Source organism: Carboxylicivirga caseinilyticus (assembly GCF_050589785.1).
GTDB lineage: Bacteria > Bacteroidota > Bacteroidia > Bacteroidales > Marinilabiliaceae > Carboxylicivirga > Carboxylicivirga caseinilyticus.
On sequence record NZ_JBNGOX010000009.1, the window covers coordinates 15,221 to 35,758 of the forward strand.

Consider the following 20,538-nt stretch of genomic DNA (forward strand, 5'->3'; position numbering starts at 1 on the left):
CAAGATTCTAAAGAAAAACATGTCGATAATTACCCAATGTAATTATTAAACCACCCATAAGCGAATTTAGGTAAGTACCTTCATTATCATAGCCAGTATAAATATTGAAATACTGCACATTATACGACAGCTTGAGACCAATTCTTTGCGATAAACGCAAATTTGCTTCCGGACTTATTTTCAAACTAAACCCAGTACTGGAATCTGTCATATTATAAACTGGTTCTAATGACTCTGTCTCACTAAATGGAATTATCTCATTGTCAACCAGCATCGATCTGCTTCCGGAATATAAATGCATTTGCGGAGAAATGGATAGCCCCAGGCGAAGTCTATTCATCAATCCACCTTCTTTGTGAGGTGAATGCACAAATAATTGTGGCCCAACTGATATAAGATTACCTCCATCGGTCAGTATTTGAGCAAATCCGGCTCTTGTTGATGGTTCTGAAAAATTATAAAAGCCTAAAGCAGCACCTCCTGATAACCATGAATAGATTTTATGCCCATATGAAAAATCAAAACTAAATCCAGTTTGATTTACCTCCGAAGGGAAAAACATATTAGTACTACCACTAATGCCGGACAAGGTTCCATAACCTGCTGTGATTCCTATTTGGTGTCGGGTTTCTAACAACTGAGCATTGCTATAATTTGCAAATGTTGTACTAATAAATAACAACATTAAAATTTTAATTCTATTCATCTGGAGTGAATTTATAAACAACATTATTAACTAAATAATAAACATCACCATTAACATCAGGAAAAAAACGAGTTGAGGTTGTACTTCTAGATATAATATTTGGCTCCAGCTTCTCGAATGAATCATCTCTAGGAGAAAGGCGTGCCAACTCTAAATAATATGTACGTACAAAACACTCATAAATTTCATCATTGTATACAAAAAAATGCTTGAATGCGTAGTAATAATTAAATCTATAGAGAGGAGATAAAATATAAGTAGTATTATTGAAATCACTTAGTAACACTTTAGAAAATCCATTATTAAACCCTGTATAGAAATATTCGCCAATACCAAATGTATAATAATCAAAATGAAATTCTCCCAGTTCTTGCCATGAGCCATTATATCTATATACTTTATTATTCTTAGTATTTACAATTAGTTCATTATTGATTTCAGCGGTTCGAATAACACTATCATTTTCAGCTTCAACCACTACATCATCCCAATGCATAAAGTCAAAATTAAACTCTAGCAAATGGTAATCATGACATATGTATATATTATCATTAATAATAGTTGGGAAAATACAGTTTTGTGCATACAATTCTCCCGGAATATGACTATCTGCAAGTCTTATGTTAGTTGTTATCTTTTCAACATGACCTGTATTCATGTCAATAACACGCATTGCTTTTTCATCATTTAATAGATAATATAATTTATAATCTTTGGCAAAGCAAAGCTCACCATGAGGCTCATAATCAAACTCTTCACAAGTAGTTTCATAACTAAAATAATCCTCCAATATGATATTATGATCCGTAGGATACAATTCATCTCCAAAGAGAAATTCAAGCCTATATTCCCCTTTTCCGATTAAATTTAATGTTGTATATTCATTTTTATCGACAGTAATCGATTCATTTGGTCTTTTAAACACCAAATTACTTTGAATATGTCTTAACTGATATGCTCTACTTATAAATGGCAAATTGACACCTTCAATAAATAACTTATCACCTCGCTTAATAATGTTGTTTGGAATAGATGAGACTACAGGATAAGGAACTTCAATAATCTTCTTATTAGAAAATCTGCTATTATTTTCTAACCATATCTCGTATTGCCCGGGAAGCATTTCCTCTGCAAGATAAATGAAGTATTTGGCACTACTTGAGGTCATTGCTATACTTCCTGTTACATTAGGTCTATCGATTCCTTTAAAATGAAGTAGACATCGACCTCCATATGTTCCGTCAGTACTAATTTCTAACTTCCCCCCATATGGAATTGTTGAATCAAACACTTTGGTGATTTTAGGCTTTCGATGAATCACAGACGAATTATAGATTGTCACAAGATTTTTATATAATTCACTATATACCTGACAATTAACATTAAACTCCTCATGTGCATAATCTTTATAATATATGTTTGGAATTAACCTTGCACTATCTTTCCATAATCCAACTTTATTACAAAGAGATTCTATAGAAGTTATCACATCAACTTTACTAAAATCAATATTCTTTGCATATAAGGTTATAGTGTCTGTAGCATAAATACTATCAACTGAGAGGCCTAAAATAGACTGTTCATTATAATGAAAAGTTGGACTAACTGAAACAACACTACCTGCCTGATTAAACTCCAAATCTACATCCTGCTCATCACCTAAAAAGGGAACTTGAAAATGTAACTTATCAATTTTTAAATATGGATTTTTTATTGGATTAATTCTTATCGGTTCCAAACTAATGTCTCCGAATAATAACCTACCATAATATTCTGAAAGATTTTGTCCTTCAATGATAATAGTATCTGGATATTGACCTCTATCAGTATTTATTCCGGTAATTAGAGGACTAAGTATTTTAAACTCCTTTTTATCTGATGAATTACCATATAAATTCACACAGACGACACTTTCATATACGTCCAGGTTAGGAGGAACTATTACCTTAATTGAATCGGAATTACCCCAAATAAGAGGTGCAACAATACTATTAAATAACACTTTATTATTCTTACCATTCCTATCAAAATTCTCACCTGTTATAAGAATTGTATCACCCCAGAAAGCGATAGACGGTTCTATTTTTGATATTACTGGTGGTTGAGATCCACTTGAAAAAAACTCAATCAGGTTGCCATAAATCAGGTATTTTTCAGTTTTGGCATAACTTCTTAAATAATAAGTAGTATCAGGAACCAGCACATAATCATAAAAAAAAGAAAAACTCTTATCATTTAATTCATTTACCTTTAGTACTTCATCATCAATTGTTGGTTCCTTTTTTAAACCCATCACAAATCCCTGCTCAACAACATCATGTTTACTATCGAGCAAGATTGACGCAGAAAAAGTAACACCATTCTTTGTTGATCCATCATATGAAACTTCATTCGTGGAAAGGACTAAAACATTTGATTTCTGATAGTCTTTTTGACACCTCAAAAACAAAAGAGCTATAAATATTATGTAAAGATTCCTATTCATCTTTATAAAACTATTCCTGTTGATAATTGAAATGTATTATTAATCTCATTAGGTCTGACTAAACTTTCCTGTTGACCTCCTATTTCCACTCTTCCTGATAGGTATGAAAAATTAACGAAAACCTTAATATTCTTTATCTTATACATTCCACCGATCTTGAGTATAAAACCTATCTTAGAATTATTGACGTCATTAATTTCTCCTTCGTAAATGACATTTTCTTGATCCGCATAGATTGTTTCTCTATAAAACCCAGCATCACCACCCAAACTCCAATCCTTATACAACCCAATACCTAGCGAAGGCCGAAATTTTCTTTTAGGATATGTATACTGTAATCCTCCTCCCGTTAAAAGCCTGGTATTTTTTATCGTTGCATAATTATTATACTCAAGACCAATACGTTGCTCATTATAATAACCATGAAACTCATCTTTATTAATCTGCACCTTTGTAAACAGAGTTAATCTCTCATTTAGTCGTGGTACGATAAATTGAATATCCAATCCTCCAACCAAAGAATGGCTTGCATCAAAATCAAATAATTCAATATAAGGATCCTGAACTTTATACGTTGTAATTGCATAACCGATATAAGGCATTAAAAGAACACTTAATATTGGTTGTTCTTTTTCATATATAATACAAGACTCATCATCACATTTATAATCATGATATTTCTTTGTAATGTTTATTAGTGACTTATGAGTAAGTACTGAGTTATTAATATCACTTTTCAATTCTGGACAATCTTTAAGAGCATATGTCAGCAATCCAATATATTTTTTGTTATTCCCAACTAATTGTACTCCATCCTTTTCGTAAGCGATATCATTACTTTCCAATTCAATCATGCCATACTCTTCTGAATCAATAAAATAAGCATAATAATCGGCTGATTTATAAAAATATAAGCTTCTAATTCCTTTAAGCAAAAATTCAACCAGCACCGTATCTTTAACATGCTCATTATTGATATACTTTGACACATAATATTTACCATCATTAAACCTGTAGCCAAAAATTTCTTTCGGATTAAATTGCTTAATTTCCTGTTGACCTTCCTGTTGAAAAGAACAGAATTTCATATTCCGAATGTCTCCTCTATAATCAACTAAGCCATAAATTGTGTCTAAATCATTAGTTATAACGTAACCCGGTCGTAAATCTGTTTGAGAATAGATTATGCTGCTAAAACAAAAAAGAATAATAGAAAAAGGTAATGATCGCATAAAGGTTAGATTAAAAAGTACTCTTAAAATTCATTTTGGCAACAGGTATTATTTGAATACCCCTACCATGCAAAGAACAAACAATTTGTATCTGTTTTGAATTACTCCTAATAATTTGAATTTTGGTGATTGGCGCTTTTAACTTCAAATCATAAGTGCCGAAGTCTGATCTTACCAAAAGCTTTTGATTAAGTCCAGCAACAGAGATTAGTTTACCATCTTCACTAATATCCATCGTTAGCAACCAATTACCTGATAAATTCTCTTCATCCAAAAGAGTAAAATCTTCTGATTTTGTTACTTTCCAATCAAATAGTTTCCCATCATCTCCTACAGCACACAATCTATTTTTAAAATTATTAAATGAAAGGTCCCTCACCCATTTCTTACTAACTTCCATTCTTCTCAACCATTCGAAGGCAGGTGATCTAAAAATATTAATTGTTCCATCTCCACTAGCGATTGCCAGTAAACCAAGACTCTTTGAAAAATCAATAGAAGTAACAGGTCCATCAAAGTGATAAGAAAGCTTTGTCGTTCCAATTTCATCTATATTCATTTCATATAAATTCCCATTGGAACATCCAATAAATAATTTATTCTTTTCTGCAATCAGGTTCAGACAAGTAACTTCTGAATCATCAATCTTAATTCTGTTAATTAGTTCCTTTGAGGCTTTTGAAAAAATATAAACTTCACCATTATTTGTACCAGCTACCAAATAATCACTGGCTGCATTTGTAATTATAGAGTTAATGGTTTCGTTTATACCACTCCCAAATGTTTCTTTCAAAATGTTATCAGATAAATCCCAAACCAGTATCTTACCATTGTCAGGATAGTATAATTGGTCCTGATCGATAACAATAAAATCTCTGATGTTTAAATCCGTAGAAGGTAATGTGGTAAATTTATTGTTTTGCGAATATATCTGCGCAAGAAACAGAGCAAATATAATGAGAGAAGATGTAAAAGATTTCATAAGACTTAGGTTCAGATTCGCTCAAATTTAACAAAAATATTAATTGTTACGATAATCTCTGTTCTCGAATAAATCTCAAAAGCAGGTATACTCTAATCAATATCGAATAATAACATTCAATTAATGTCAAATAACAAAAATTCCTTATTTTCGACATCGACCTTTATTAAGACAAAAATATTGGAGTGATTAACAATCTTTTAGTAATATTTTTAGTTGGTTCGTTAGGACTACTTTCTTTTATTCATCTTTCAGATCCATGGAAAATAAATAAAAAAGGTAACCTATGCTTTGGTATATTTCTTTTCTTTTGGGCTTCATTCTGGATTGATGAGATAATTGAAATAACTTCTAACGGCCAGTTACCAGAAAGCTGGAATTTACTTGTTAGAAGTATCCAAATTCTAATTACCCCATTATTATATTTTACAATCATCTTTTACTCCAATCCTTTTTACCGATTTAGAAAAAGAGACCTTATACACCTTGCCATACCGCTTATTTATGCATTTTGTTTATATGCTCTTTTTAATAATCCCACTAATTCTAGTTGGTTGACATTAATAGTTATTAGCATCATTTCCTTTCAGGCATTGTTTTACGTATCCATTTCATATCTGAAGATCAGGAAACACAAAAGATTACTTCATCAAATTACATCAAACAACCAAGGAAGAGACCTTATCTGGCTGGAATACATTATCCTACAAATTTTCATTACGAGCATTATTGTCGTTATTGCCAATATATTCTTCAAAACAGAAAGACCTGGCCTGCTTATAAATGGAATTAATGTAATGGCAGTTTATCTTATTGCATACTTTTCATTGCGCCAAAAAGAAATATTTCCCATTAAAAAAGGCCGCGAAAAAGAGTTGGATTACCTAAGCCATGATGATGATGAACAAGAGACCTCCAGGCGAAAATTGATTTCTGACACGGAATTAGAATCAATTAAAACCAAATTGATTTCTGTTATGAAAAATGAACAGCCTTATCTTGATAGTGAATTAAACCTTATGAAGCTGGCAGATTTGGTTGGTATAACACCGCATCAACTATCCTATACCATAAATAATGGTTTTGATCTAAACTTCTTTCAATTTGTGAATCAGTATCGAATAGAAAAAGCAAAAGAATTATTAAATGATGATTCAAATGACTACACGATTCTTGCTATTGCTTTCGAATCAGGCTTTAATTCCAAAACTTCTTTCAATACTACTTTCAAAAAACTTACCCATCAAACACCTTCGGAATTTAAAAAAAGCAACCACTAATATTTAATTGATTTACAAATCAGAAGTTCGACTTTATAAAGTCACGTTCGAACTTAAATAAAAAGGTTCGTATTCATAAATTGGAACATTCATACCCCTTCTGAAGTCTAGTTTTGTCAAAATAACTATAGCATTAGAATGTTTAAATTATGAAGAATATATTATTGTTATTTGCAGCTATTATATTATTAACGGAAGTAAGTATTGGACAGAACCTGAGCCAAACAATTAAAGGAAAAGTATTGGATGCAGACACTCACCAACCATTACCCGGAGTAAATGTTATTCTCTCCGATTCGAATCCTCCTATTGGCACAATAACAGATTCTGAAGGAAATTATGAACTTTCCAATATTCCAATAGGCCGCCAGAGCCTACAATTTAGTTTTATGGGATATGAACCTGCAAAATTCAGTGAACTGGAGATTGGTTCAGGAAGAGTTTTTGTATTGAATGTAAAAATGAAAGAGAGCTTTCAACAATTAAATGAAATAACTATTAAACCAGAATTTAGAAAAGATAAGGCTCAGAATAATATGGCGACTTTATCAGCCCGCTCATTTAGTGTTGAAGAGGCTATCCGTTATGCCGGAGGTTGGAATGATCCATCTCGATTAGCCGGTTCATTTGCGGGAGTAACCATGGCTGAAGGCGTAAATGATAACGCGATCGTAATACGGGGCAATGCTCCAAAAGGTATTTTGTGGCGATTGGAAGATGTAGAAATCCCTGCTCCTAACCACTTAAACGGGGTAAATAATGGCGGTGGAATCGAAACTGTTTTTAGTATTAATATGCTGGATAATTCAGATTTCTATACCGGAGCTTTCCCTGCAGAATTTAGTAATGCCATGTCGGGTGTTTTTGATATGAAATTCCGAAATGGAAGCAATGAAAAGTTCCATTCTACTTTTCAGGTGGGGTCGCAAGGTATTGATATTAGTGCTGAAGGTCCTTTTAAAAAGAATGGAGATGCAACCTTTCTTTTCAACTATCGCTACTCAACCATGGGATTGATTGGGGAATTTTTGGATGGAAACTTTGGATTACCGACCTATCAGGATTTAAGTTTTAAAGTTCATCTGCCAACACAGCATGCCGGTGAATTTTCGATTTGGGGCATTGGTGGCATAAGCAGTGTTTCATTCGATCCGGATGATGACATGAGTAGCTGGACCAACACATTTGATAACAATCAATATTCAACAGGTTCTGATATTGCGGCTTCAGGCTTTTCGCATTTGATCAATACTGGTTCTAAAACTTTTATTAAATCGTCTGTTGCTGTCAGCTATGATCAATTCAAAATGGAAAGTAACCAATGGCAACGCGATGGAAACATCGTACCTTTGGCCGACCATAACGAAGATAACATACGCCTTCTTTTGAGTAGCTACGTAAATCATAAGTTTGGCAATCGACATACCAATCGTACAGGAATTCGATACAACCAAACACACTATAGCATCCTTGTAAATGGAAATCCCGATCCAATGGATGGTTCAACCCTGATTCGCATTGCAGATCAATCTGGTAATATTGGACAAACTCAATTTTTTACTCAAAGTAAATGGCGCATCACTTCCACATTAGATTTCATTGGTGGTGCAACATTTTCGCATTTTGATATGAACAATGAATTAATACTAGAACCACGTATCAGTAGTATCTGGCGTTTTTTTCCACAACATTCCATCAGCCTGGCTTATGGAAAACATAGCCGTCCGGAACCATTACGCTTTTATGAAGCTCAGAGTTCAAGTGGTGAAGCTTTGAATCCTAATTTAAAAATGACCAAAGCCAATCATTTTGTTTTGGGATATGATTTTCGAATCAATTCAAATTTAAAACTAAAAATTGAAGGCTATTATCAGCAATTATATGATGTTCCTGTGATTGATGGGACCTCATATTCAATTTTAAACTACAAATGGGACGATTACTTCGAAGATGCTTTGGTAAACAACGGCTCAGGAACTAATACTGGGATTGATATAACACTCGAAAGATTTATGAAACAAGGTACTTATTATATGATGACAGCTTCATTTTTCGATTCGAAATATGTTGGAGGTGACAAGGTTGAACGTAATACCTCGTTCAACCGTAATTATGTAATTAATCTTCTGGGGGGTAAAGAATGGAAAGCAGGTGTAAATAACAGCTTTGGATTAAATACCAAAATAGCTTTAATGGGTGGAAATCGTTTTACTCCGGCCGACCAGGAAGCATCCAGACAAAACGAAATGGTAATATTAGACGAAAGTAAAGCCTTTGAATGGCAGGAAGATCCTAAATTATTTATCGACTTATCGTTGAATTACAAAATTAACAGAAAGGGAAAAGCTCATGTATTAATGATACAAGCTAAAAATCTTTTGGCTCAAAAAGAGATGTTTGGTTGGGCTTATGACTTTGAAAAACAAAAAGTAATTGAACATGGAATGGCAATGATTTATCCATATTTTACTTATCGAATTGAGTTTTAAATAAAAGAGGAACCTGACCAGTTCCTCTTTTACAAGTTTTATTACTTTACAACCAGTTTACACTTATAAATTTGATCATCATACTGTATATTAACCAGATATACACCAGACTTATTATACTCCATTGCATATGCCATTGATGAAACATTTTTGAAATTCTTTTCAACAATCAACTTACCTGACAAATCATATACTGTAACGACTACTTGCTCTGACAAATGAGGTAATATAATGTTAATCAAATTATCTGAACCAATAGGATTAGGATAAACCAAAACATTTGTATTAGCTACTGTTTTTACTAAACCGGTTGAGATAGTTGTCTCATAAACTCCCATATCAACAACATTATTTTTGATTCGTTCACTAAAGTCAAGATCCAATGAGTAATTTGCTATTGAACTATTAGAAGCGGCGTCAATACATGGAGAAGCATTTGTTTGGTGGAAATCCAATCCTGTTGCATCAACGAACAATGGATTGTCATTAATATTACCAGCGCCGGATATTGCATCTTCAAGACATGAGTATTCAACTTGATTAACATTGTAGGTATTATTTCCGGTGACATTGGCTGTATTGCCCCAAACAATGCTATTATAAACTTTCAGGTTACCAACAGAATGGCCAAACAATCCGCCACCTGTATCATTTGAGTGATTATTAACAACCGTACAATTAATCAATGTTGTAGATCCTTGATCTAAATCCTGATAGACTCCGGCTCCCCAGCGATTACTTACATTGTTATAAATCAAACAGTTTACCAAATGCAATGCACTGTAACGGTTATAAACACCACCGCCATCATAACTTGTTGCATGATTATCACGAACAATAACATTTACTAACGCAACGTCACCTGTCATGGAAACGATTCCACCACCTCCATAAGCCTTTTCCAGGATCACACCATCTATTACTACCTTATCATCTGAGGCTGCCTCAACTCTAATTAATCGTTCTGTGTTATCACTTAAATCGTCTGCCACTCCAATATCTCCACTAATTATAGTTGGGTTTAAATTGAAATTTCGTTCTGTAACTGATGTTTCCAAACCCGAGAAACCTCCATAAATACTTATGCTCTGTTGAATTAATAGCTGATCTGAAGTCGCTGTACCTTCTGTAACATAGTAGGTTCCTTCTGCAAGCCAGATTTCATCTCCTGCCTGTGCAGCTGAAATGGCAGATTGTAAATCGGTATAAACAACGCTTTGCCCACTCCAGGCGGGACTTCCCGAACCAGGTTTTACGTAGATAACACCAGCTTGTGGAATATATTCCATTGCCCCCATATCAACCGTTGCAATAACTCTTGCATGGCAGTTCAGATCTTTTGTTTCTGAAATCAAGTCATTAGAGGCTGCACCAATAGCAGGTGATGCGCCGGTCAGATTATAATTATTTGCTGATTCATCAACAAACAATGGATTATCATTAATATTACCGGTTCCGTTTATTGCGTCTTCAAGACAAGAGTATTCCACTTGACTTACATTGTATGTATTATCTCCGGTAACATTGGCCGTATTGCCCCAAACAATGCTATTATAAACTTTCAGGTTACCAACAGAATGCCCAAACAATCCACCGCCTGTATCATTCGAATGATTATTAACAACCGTACAGTTTATCAATGTTGTTGATCCTTGATCTAAATCCTGATATACGCCGGCTCCCCAACGATTACTTTCATTGCTATAAATCAAACAATTTACCAGTTTTAATGTACTGTATCGGTTATAAACACCACCGCCATCATAACTTGTTGCATGATTATCACGAACAATAACATTTACTAACGCAACATCTCCTGTCATGGAAACTATTCCACCACTTCCAAAGGCTTTTTCAAGAATCACACCATCAATTACTACCTTATCATCTGCAGCTGCCTCAACTCTGATTAATCGTTCTGTGTTATCACTTAAATCGCCTGCAACTCCAATATCTCCGCTAATTATAGTTGGATATAAATTCCAGTTTCTATCTGCCTTTAAAGTTTCCGAACCCGAAAAACCTCCATAAATACTTATGCTCTGCTGAATTAAAAGCTGATCTGAAGTCGCATTATCTTCTGTAACATAGTAGGTTCCTTCTGCAAGCCAGATTTCGTCTCCTGCCTGTGCTGCATTAATGGCACTTTGTATATTTGTATAAATCGTACTTTGTTCACTCCAAGCTGTACTTTCTGAGCCAGGCTTAACATAAATAACACCTGCCTTCACAGATAAAACAAAGCTTATTGCGCAAATAAAAGCAAATAGATTTCTTTTCATAAAAAATACTTCTTCTTAAATAATTATCAGTTTAAAAACCTGCAAAAATATAAATTATATTGAATAATTTTCATTGTCAAAAAAGTATCTATCTAATTAAACGAACTCTAATACAGCACTTGAGAATCATCTTCGAAACCACAACCTTTTTGATTAATAGCAACTCATGCAGATTTTGTGCTGCTTTATGCAGAATTTATAAAACATCTTGTCCTTATTTTATTGTTTTTTTGAAGGTTGATAATTAAGTGATTTCTGAATTCATTCTTTCAATAGAAATCGCTTATAACTGAATGCATAAAATGAAAAAGAAAATCACCTTCCTGCTTCTGGCCATCATTTCATTGGTATTTGGGTACCTTCTGGTAAATCCCTCAATAAATGATATTGAAGATGAAATTGGTAATGAAGAACGTCCCGATGAACCTGTTTTAGCCGGTGAAGAGTTGGCAAAATTTAAGGAATACCTTAGTGAAAGATTAAATAGTAGCAGACTAAAATCAACTGAAGCAAGTACGGTTAGTTCCTATGCTAATGGCAGACTAACAGGCGAATGGAAAACCAAATTATCACAAACTGGCTGGTATGGATATCGGGTAGACAATTCAGCTTACGATTCATTACGTAACGTTTTTTACGTGGTTAGTTATGCCGGTCACTTATACAAACTGGAATACGAGAATGAAGTAAAATGGACTTTACTAAATCATAAAATAGTAATGAATCCAACTAACAATTCTACTGCAAATCCGGTTTTTACCGGAACATTGCTGGATGATAATACTTATCGTTTGATTCGTAGCAACGATGATGCAGGAAGAATGGAATATTCTGACGATGAAGGCCTAACCTGGACAGCTGCAAGTGGTGCAAATCTTTCTCAAAGCTGGTCGAACCAGATTTTTGAGATTACCAATGATGGAGTTAAAAAAATAATGTTACATACTTATTACTCCAATTATCACCACATCTATTTTTCAAGCGATAACGGCGCCACTTATACTGAATCAAGCCTAAGCATTCCCATCTCAACTTATGATATGCGGATTGCAAAACCTTTTTATACCAACAATGCATATATGTGGCTATGGCGTAAAAGTGAAAAGACCATTGATATTTACAAATACAACCCATCTGTTGGCGACTTTGAGTTACAAACCTCATCTACCAGCACATTAGCAGGAACCAACCTTTCGAGTGCTGCAGCGACTTATTATAACGGACAGTATCATTTTTATTTGTCAACCATCAATTCTACTTACACTGTTTATTACTCATCTGATGAAGGAGCTAGCTGGGTTGAAAAAAATGCAGGGCGCGACAGACCCTTTGAGGTAATTTGTCCTGATAAACCCAATATGCTTATCAGTGGCTTTGAAGATATGAAGCTATCTACTGATTACGGTGCAACATGGAACGGATTTGGTTATAAACTAGGCTGGGACATGCAGCATATGCGGACCTTTGAAAAAGCAGGAGGAACCCCAATTACACTGGTTGGTCTTGATTTTGGGTGCTATATTTCTGAAACACCTGAAAACAAGGACTCTTATACATGGTGCAACAATGGCGCATGGTTTGCAATGCATTACGATGCAGCTTCTAGCCAGAATTTCAATTCGATTTACATGGCAAACCAGGATCGTGGAGCAACTGCCTACAAAGATTCAGGTATGATTGTCAGCACAAAAGATATTGACGGAACAGATGTATTACGCACTGGTTTTTCGAAGCGCGAAACATCAGCCTGGACCTGGTTTTATTACGGAAGAATAAAGCATCAGTATAATTTTGCAACAGGTAAAACCGGAGGTTCTGCTGTATTTGATGGATTAGGCAACTGGTGGGCGGCTCCAATCTTAGCATCACCCAACCCTAACGAAGATGCCATTTATGCAGCTTACGGAAGTAATCTTCAGAAATTCACCTATGATGAATCCACAGGAACCATTACTCAAACAGCTCATGCTTATAATTTCAATAGTAAATATAGTTCTGACATCGGTAGTTTTGGTTATTCAGAACTTGACCGCGACATGTGGTATGTTGCCTTAAACAATGGCATATTCTTATACTCAACAGATGGAGGTGAAAACTGGACAAGAGCCGGATATTATGGAAGTGCGCCTAAGTCGAACGACCAGTATTATAACTATCCAAAGAATCAGGCGGTAATTAAAGCCTCTGAGATTGATGCCAACACGGTTTATTATGCAGGTGTCGGTAATTATTTTCTAGTATCGACCAATCATGGTCAGACTTTTTCGTCGAGAACAATTGGTTTAAATGTATCGCGCATACGCGACTTTGCTTTATCGCCGGATGAACAGTTTATCTTTGCAGCATGTGGATATGGTGGTGCATGGGTTTATTCAGTGCAGGACAACCGTTGGTTTCAAATGACTGATGATCCTATTCCCAGTGTTGATTTTACTGATGTTGAATTTATCAAAAGAACCAACTGTGTTCGTTTTGCTACCTATGGTAGTGGTATCATCGAGTTTCACCTGGATAATGCATTCTATCCGGTTCAGGCTCCTGACGGATTAAGTGCTGAAAACAACAAACAAAACTTTGTTGAGCTTAATTGGAATGACAATTCAGACAATGAAGACGGATTCTACATTGAACGTGCCAGTGACAGTGAATTGTACTTTACCTGCATCGATACGATTGAATCTAATTCGATCAGTTACGTCGATACCACAATGCAATACGAAACCAACTATTACTACCGGGTGAAAGCCGTGAAAGATGAAACAGCTTCAGCTGAGTCTAACCTTGCCATGGTAAAAACACTTAAAAAGGGATATGTAAGCCCGGCTAATATCAACTTAATCGATTATAGCAGCGAGGAAACAAGCAGTGAATATTCTCCGGCTATTTATGCCTTTGACGGGAATGAAGATACTTACTGGCATACACAATACAGTGGAGCAGCACCCGGCTATCCACATTATCTCACAGTTGACTTAGGCGAAGAAATGAGTCTGGCTGGATTCAGGTATCTGCCTCGTCAGGATGGAATGACAATAGGTACCATTGCTAACTATGCCATATACATAAGCAACGATCCAGCTGATTTGGGTAATGCAGTTAACACAGGTAAGATGGCTGCCAGCACCAAACTGAAAGAAGTAATGTTTGATGAAAAAGTATCCGGGCGATATGTGAAATTTGAAGCCCTTTCGGAAATTAATGGATCAACCTATGCAAGTGCAGCAGAAGTAATTTTATTAACTCAGATGGTTCCACCAGATAACCCAACCAACCTAAAAGGAACAGTATATGTTGAAACATCTGTATTCCTTACATGGAGTGATGCATCATTAAATACCGAAGGATATATCATTGAGCAGTTGAAAGATGGTGAATTTGTTCCTTTTGACACGATTCAACCAACTATTAAAGTTTTCATGATTTCGGATTTGTCACCGGCAACCAGTTATACCTTCCGATTGAGAGGTTACAACGATGGAGGTATCTCAGAACCATCCAACGAGATATCAGTTACAACCGGCGGAACAACTGACATTTCAAATACTGAAGCAAGCATTAAAACTTATCCTAATCCATTTGATAACGAACTAAATATTGACTTACCTGAAATCAGCTCGGATGCTATCTTACGATTGTGTACTATTAATGGTAAGGTATTCGTTGAAAAAGAGATAGAACCCGGAACAAAAAAGATTTCAATAAATACCGGTAATCTCGATTCAGGTATATATCTGTTAATTATCAATTTCGATGAAAAACAAATAGTACAAAAAGTGATTAAAAAATAATAGCTGATTCACAATAATAAAAAACTCCCAGGGCCAAAATCAATGAGCTTTGGGAGTTTTTATTTTGAATAGCATATCCTTTAAAATAGAAATCCCTAATTTTGCAGAGTCTGAAACAGGATAAAATAATCTAAATGATATCAAATGGATTTACTGGTACTGATTTTATTAAGTAGGAAAATTCGCAAAATAATTAGGGAGAAAGAAGGTCTTAAACCCAACTTATATGTCATCACGTTGCTCCTGTTATGGTTCTCTATTGGACTGCTTTTTGTTTTTATTGGCATGAAGTTATTTGGAGAATTAACCTATGCACTTTTCTTCGGATTAATTGGTGAAGCCATAGGAGGCTACCTTGGATATAAACTGGCAATTAATGCTGAACCGGTTGTTGAGAATGATAACGATTCATTATTCTGATATTAACAAAAAAAGCAGCATCCCGAAAGGAGATGCTGCTAAATATTTGTTTAGTATATTTTAATTACAACCGGCATTTTTGACTCAGGTGCTGATTTCAGCTTTACTCGTAGACCATCCTGATCAAATGAATAGTTTTCAATTTCACTACCCAGAACCATCACATTCCTCATTGAATCACTGATCAATGCGCCTTCTGACGAAAGTGATCTTATAAGAAGATTCTCATCATCTGGAGCACTCATCACGATTGCATAAAGAGCAGATCCTTTTTGGGTAAACCTAATATCATTTGAAGCATAAGCTTGACCCTTGTTTTCATTAAAGCCCTGTGCATTTATTGGATTTGCACTTTCTGCTTTTGGACCTTCCCCATAAATTAACCATGGACGGGTATCAAAAATACACTCACTGTTTACCTCCATCCAATGTGCAATTTCTTCTAAAATTGCTTCCTCTTTATCATCAATAGAACCATCCCCTCTTATTGGAATATTTAATAACAGATTTCCATTTTTACTAACAATATCAACCAACATCTGAATAACCGTTTTGGCAGATTTATACCTGTTCTGATTGTAAACAGCACGATCATAATGCCAGCTTCCAATACATGTACACGATTGCCATGGTTTTTCCTGAATCTGATCAGGAGCGCCCCTTTCAACATCCCAAACCATGCATTCTTTCTGTTCATCCGTTAAAATCTTTCCAAACAACACGGCATCTAGTTGACCATTATTCTGAATGATGTTGGAATTATAATAATGAGCGGCTATTTCGAGGCCCACATTGCTGACCGGATAAAGTGGCAAAGCTGTATCATCAAAATAAATAAGATCAGGATGATACTGATTGATCATATCCACAGTTCGATTGTAGAAATCCATACAATACTCTTCAGAAGGAGGTGTTGCTCCATTTTGCCAATCCCATTGAGAATGAATTGAACCGGGATCACTACTATTCTCACTTAACGGATGGTTCTGCGCATATAATTCCTGAGGATCCAAACCATCCCACCATTTTCCTTTTCCATCTGCCATTGTCATTGTTCCATCATAAGGTACTCCCTTCAAATCTCCGTTTTTATCCGACAACTGAGATGTCTCAAACCAACGCCAGGCATGTGCTGAATGAATACTGACACCAAATGGCAAATCATTATTTTTAGCTGCCTTCGCCCAACCAGCTAAAATATCCTTATGCGGACCAACTGCAACAGAATTCCACCGGTGGTGCTTGCTATTCCATAAATCAAGATTGTCATGATGGTTACCCATGGCAAAGAAATATCGGGCACCAGCCTTTTTATATAGCGAAACTAATTTTTCAGGATCCCATTCTTCGGCTTTCCAGTCATTGATTACCTCCTTAAATCCAAATTCAGAAGGATGACCATAATGATTAACATGCCAATTATATTGACCACTGCCTTCTACATACATAAATCTACCATACCAATCACCTTGTTCAGGTTGACATTGTGGCCCCCAGTGGGCCCAAATTCCAAATTTGGCATTATTAAACCATTCTGGTATTTCGTATTGTTTTAACGATTCCCAACTAGGATCGAACTTACCTGTTTGCATTTTTTCTTTGCTGGAACATGAGAGCAATGCAAAAACAGTTATTAAAACAAGGATAGATTTTTTCATGGATTTATTTTATTAGCTGCTATGTTAATACTTACAAAAGAAAACCCTGCCCCACATGGGAACAGGGTTATAATTTAAATGAACTCAACTCTACTTGCTAATGGGCTTTATCAAGAAAGTAAATTCATAATCCTGATATGGAATGCGATATTGTTTAAGTGGAAGTGCTCTCCAACTGTTTACACAACCTAATCCCAATTGCATTTTGTCGATACAGATATTGACAGCTTCCGTTTTATCAACTTCCGGCATATGGCGTTGATCTTTATCCCATCCGTCATCCAAACCATCAATAGTATAATTCAATGCCGAGGCTGAGAATAAATTATCTGAAATAAACTCTAATCCAAAACCAGCTTTATTTACCTGTTTCCAGTAACGGATGTCACTCTTGGTTCCGGTTTCCTGTGGTCTTATGTAAGGATAAGTCTGCTCACAAACCGTTTGATTATACAATCCTACAAACTCTGAATACTTACGGTCAACATAATTCTCAACCGGGCCGCGACCATAATACTCAATCAAATCAAAGTCGGCAGGCATTTGCATTTTCAACCCAAAACGGAACATTTCAGAAACTTCTTCCTCAGAGTTTGCCTTTAATTTCTGTGTGACTTTAATTGCACCTTCGTTATTGATCACATATTCAAGAACCAACTCAGCTTTAACTCCAGGCATTTCGTATTTGGCTACTGCTTTTACCATTCCATCTTCCAAAGAGCTATCAAAAGATTTCAAATCCATTTTTGGATGATGCCATGCACGATATTTTTGTTGTAGCTGCGCTCCATAATCATTATCGGTTGGAGCACGCCAGAAGTTAGGCTTTAACTCGGCCCCATCTTCCAGTAAAGGAGTATTATTTACTTCATATCTGCTTAAAAAGCCTGAATGACGATTAATATCAATACGGAAATTCTCTCCTTTAATAATCAGATAATTGTAATCGTTATCCACTTTTTCAGGAAGGCTGACTTTTTGGTTACTTTCCTTTTTATTAGAGATAACCACTGCTTCACTTTCCCATTCTTTAACTGTCAACTGTTCTTTTGCCAGGGTATAACCTGCAGGCAGCAACTGCTCAGCTTTTTTAAGCTTATAAGAAACATTTACAAAAAGTTCTTTTGAATGTTGCAGGCACTCTGGTATTTCCAATCCTAAATCAATTCGTTCAGTTTTTTGAGGTGCTACATCCATCTGATTTACAAAACCAGTTGACACAACCTTACCTTCCGAAACTAAATCCCATTGCAAGTAAAAGTTCGATAAATCGCGGAAGAAATATTCATTGGTAACCTCAATCTTACCGGCTTTAATATCTGCATCCTTTGTCCAGATTGACTGATAAAAATAACCTACCTCATAAAAATGCGGATTGGGAACACGATCCGGACTAATCAAACCATTATTCAAAAAGTTATTATCACTTCCATCATAAGCATTAAAATCACCACCATAGGCATATATTTCCTGACCATCTTTATTTGTCCATCTAATGGACTGATTAACAAAATCCCAGATAAAACCACCCTGATATAATGGATATTTACGAATCAAATCCCAGTATTCTTTGAATCCACCCATTGAGTTACCCATGGCGTGTGCATATTCGCACTGGATAAGAGGCTTAGTCTGTTCTTTCTGACAATATTCCTCACTTCGCTTGTAGTCAAGATACATCGGACAGTAAGTATCGGTAAACTCATTGCCATGTCCTTGCTCGTATTGCACCGGACGAGAAGTATCATAAGCTTTAATCCATTTGTAGCAAGCCTCAAAATTAGGACCGAAACCGGCCTCGTTACCCAACGACCAAATAATTACCGCCGGATGATTGTAATTTCGTTGAACATTACGCTGATTTCTCTCCAGATGAGCTTTATCGTATAATGGATTTTTAGCTAAAGTCTGATCACCATAACCCATACCATGTGACTCAACATTGGCTTCGGCAACCATATAAATACCATACTCATCACATAAACTGTACCACAACTCATCATCTGGATAATGGCAGGTACGAACGGCATTCACATTGAACTTTTTCATCAACTGAATATCTTCAATCATGCGTTCTTTCGAAACTACATATCCTCCATCAGGATCCAGCTCATGACGATTCACCCCTTTTATCAATATTGGTTGACCATTTACAAGAAGCTGGGCGTTTTTCATCTCCACTTTTCTGAAGCCAACCTTTAATGGTATCACTTCCTTTACAACACTCCCTTTTTTAAGCGTTGCTGTTAAAGTATACAAATAAGGTAGCTCAGCCGACCACTTGTTAACATCCGCAACTTCTATTGAAGCTGTTTTGTTGCCTGATCCACTTATGCTTTTCTTAGTAACTACTTCTCCTTTTTTATCTGTTAAAACAAGATCTACTGAAGCACCACCAATAATATCCAGAGATACATCCAGCTTTCCATCAGTATAATTATTGATCAAATCAGGAGTCACTTGAATGTCTTTGATATAAGTTTTTTCACGTGCATACAAATAGCAGTCGCGCCCAACGCCAGAGAAACGCCAAAAATCCTGATCTTCAAGATAGCTTCCATCGCACCAACGAAATACCTGAAAAGCAATTAGATTTTTACCCGGCTTTAAATATTTTGTCAAATCAAACTCAGCAGCCAGTTTGCTATCTTCACTATATCCTACATATTTACCATTAACATACAGTGATATGTTGGAGGTTACCGAACCAAAATGAGCAATAATATTTTTGCCTGTCCATCCTTTCGGTAATTCAATTTCTTTGCGGTATGTACCCACATGATTATTTTCTTCTGGTACTGTTGGTGGATTATTCGCATACTGATTACGCCAAGGATAACCCGCATTTACATAAATTGGATCACCATAACCATTCAATTCCCAGTTACCAGGCACAGGCATTGTACCCCAGCTTTTATCATCATACGTGGTTTTAAAGAAGTCAACCGGACGTAACCAGGCATCTTTTACCCAATTAAATTTCCAAATGCCATTTAAGCTCATAAAATTGGCAGACATTTCCTTATCGCCTGCTTTGGCCACTTCATCTGACTCGTATGCAAAATATGAAGTGTGCATAGGTAGTCGGTTCACCTCATTAACTTTCGGATTTTGCCACAATTCTTTTTGAGCAAAAACAGAAAAGTTCATACAGGCTAATACAACCAGCATTAATTCTTTTTTCATCTTTTTAGTATTAAGGTTCATTCTTTTTCA

At 35.5% G+C, this 20,538-nt stretch carries 11 protein-coding genes; 4 read left to right on the plus strand and 7 right to left on the minus strand.

All coding sequences use genetic code 11. From position 1 onward, the window contains the following. Positions 1-7: 7 nt before the first annotated feature. Genes ACRD62_RS06630 through ACRD62_RS06645 form a run of 4 tightly spaced genes read right to left on the minus strand, consistent with a single transcriptional unit; the run spans position 8 to position 5,405 of the window. Entirely contained in the window at positions 8-706 is a 699-nt protein-coding gene (locus ACRD62_RS06630; RefSeq protein ID WP_430819348.1) for a hypothetical protein, read from the minus strand. After that, positions 699-3,191 (minus strand): IPT/TIG domain-containing protein, encoded by a 2,493-nt coding sequence (locus tag ACRD62_RS06635; protein ID WP_430819349.1) that lies wholly within the window; start codon positions 3,189-3,191, stop codon positions 699-701. The genes ACRD62_RS06630 and ACRD62_RS06635 overlap by 8 nt, the downstream gene beginning before the upstream one ends. A gap of 2 nt (positions 3,192-3,193) precedes the next feature. Continuing rightward, on the minus strand, positions 3,194-4,423 hold the full coding sequence (locus ACRD62_RS06640) for a hypothetical protein (RefSeq protein ID WP_430819350.1): 1,230 nt from the start codon (positions 4,421-4,423) through the stop codon (positions 3,194-3,196). A gap of 10 nt (positions 4,424-4,433) precedes the next feature. Then, positions 4,434-5,405, minus strand: coding sequence for a WD40 repeat domain-containing protein (locus ACRD62_RS06645; RefSeq protein ID WP_430819351.1), 972 nt, complete (start codon positions 5,403-5,405; stop codon positions 4,434-4,436). Positions 5,406-5,590: 185 nt separating this feature from the next. Here ACRD62_RS06645 and ACRD62_RS06650 point away from each other — a divergent pair, with 185 nt between their 5' ends. Both ACRD62_RS06650 and ACRD62_RS06655 read left to right on the plus strand, forming a co-directional pair. Further along, the gene (locus ACRD62_RS06650) at positions 5,591-6,685 is read left to right on the plus strand and encodes an AraC family transcriptional regulator (RefSeq protein ID WP_430819352.1); all 1,095 of its coding nucleotides are present in this window, start codon (positions 5,591-5,593) and stop codon (positions 6,683-6,685) included. A gap of 149 nt (positions 6,686-6,834) precedes the next feature. After that, positions 6,835-9,174, plus strand: a complete 2,340-nt coding sequence (locus ACRD62_RS06655) for a TonB-dependent receptor (protein ID WP_430819353.1) — start codon at positions 6,835-6,837, stop codon at positions 9,172-9,174. Between the two features lie 41 nt (positions 9,175-9,215). On the opposite strand, the gene ACRD62_RS06660 is transcribed toward ACRD62_RS06655, so the two are convergent. After that, a complete protein-coding gene (locus ACRD62_RS06660) occupies positions 9,216-11,456 on the minus strand; it encodes a T9SS type A sorting domain-containing protein (RefSeq protein ID WP_430819354.1) in 2,241 nt (746 codons plus the stop codon). A gap of 302 nt (positions 11,457-11,758) precedes the next feature. On the opposite strand from ACRD62_RS06660, the gene ACRD62_RS06665 reads away from it, so the two are divergent. Continuing rightward, entirely contained in the window at positions 11,759-15,244 is a 3,486-nt protein-coding gene (locus tag ACRD62_RS06665) for a discoidin domain-containing protein (protein ID WP_430819355.1), read from the plus strand. A 144-nt stretch (positions 15,245-15,388) separates the two neighbouring features. Next, positions 15,389-15,664 carry a hypothetical protein gene (locus ACRD62_RS06670; RefSeq protein ID WP_430819356.1) on the plus strand — a complete coding sequence of 92 codons (276 nt, stop codon included), beginning with the start codon at positions 15,389-15,391 and terminating at the stop codon, positions 15,662-15,664. Between the two features lie 50 nt (positions 15,665-15,714). Here ACRD62_RS06670 and ACRD62_RS06675 read toward each other — a convergent pair whose 3' ends face one another. Together ACRD62_RS06675 and ACRD62_RS06680 are read right to left on the minus strand one after the other, a co-directional pair. After that, positions 15,715-17,322, minus strand: a complete 1,608-nt coding sequence (locus ACRD62_RS06675) for an alpha-L-fucosidase (protein ID WP_430819357.1) — start codon at positions 17,320-17,322, stop codon at positions 15,715-15,717. 90 nt (positions 17,323-17,412) lie between these two features. Further along, positions 17,413-20,508 carry a glycoside hydrolase family 2 TIM barrel-domain containing protein gene (locus ACRD62_RS06680; protein ID WP_430819358.1) on the minus strand — a complete coding sequence of 1,032 codons (3,096 nt, stop codon included), beginning with the start codon at positions 20,506-20,508 and terminating at the stop codon, positions 17,413-17,415. Positions 20,509-20,538: the final 30 nt, after the last annotated feature.

What these genes read in the sequence shown, in the direction of transcription:
- ACRD62_RS06665 (WP_430819355.1), top strand. Translation starts at nt 11,759, where the DNA reads ATGAAAAAGAAAATCACCTTCCTGCTTCTGGCCATCATTTCATTGGTA.
- ACRD62_RS06675 (WP_430819357.1), bottom strand. Translation starts at nt 17,322, where the DNA reads ATGAAAAAATCTATCCTTGTTTTAATAACTGTTTTTGCATTGCTCTCA.
- ACRD62_RS06670 (WP_430819356.1), top strand. Translation starts at nt 15,389, where the DNA reads ATGGATTTACTGGTACTGATTTTATTAAGTAGGAAAATTCGCAAAATA.
- ACRD62_RS06680 (WP_430819358.1), bottom strand. Translation starts at nt 20,508, where the DNA reads ATGAAAAAAGAATTAATGCTGGTTGTATTAGCCTGTATGAACTTTTCT.
- ACRD62_RS06640 (WP_430819350.1), bottom strand. Translation starts at nt 4,423, where the DNA reads ATGCGATCATTACCTTTTTCTATTATTCTTTTTTGTTTTAGCAGCATA.
- ACRD62_RS06660 (WP_430819354.1), bottom strand. Translation starts at nt 11,456, where the DNA reads ATGAAAAGAAATCTATTTGCTTTTATTTGCGCAATAAGCTTTGTTTTA.
- ACRD62_RS06645 (WP_430819351.1), bottom strand. Translation starts at nt 5,405, where the DNA reads ATGAAATCTTTTACATCTTCTCTCATTATATTTGCTCTGTTTCTTGCG.
- ACRD62_RS06655 (WP_430819353.1), top strand. Translation starts at nt 6,835, where the DNA reads ATGAAGAATATATTATTGTTATTTGCAGCTATTATATTATTAACGGAA.
- ACRD62_RS06635 (WP_430819349.1), bottom strand. Translation starts at nt 3,191, where the DNA reads ATGAATAGGAATCTTTACATAATATTTATAGCTCTTTTGTTTTTGAGG.
- ACRD62_RS06630 (WP_430819348.1), bottom strand. Translation starts at nt 706, where the DNA reads ATGAATAGAATTAAAATTTTAATGTTGTTATTTATTAGTACAACATTT.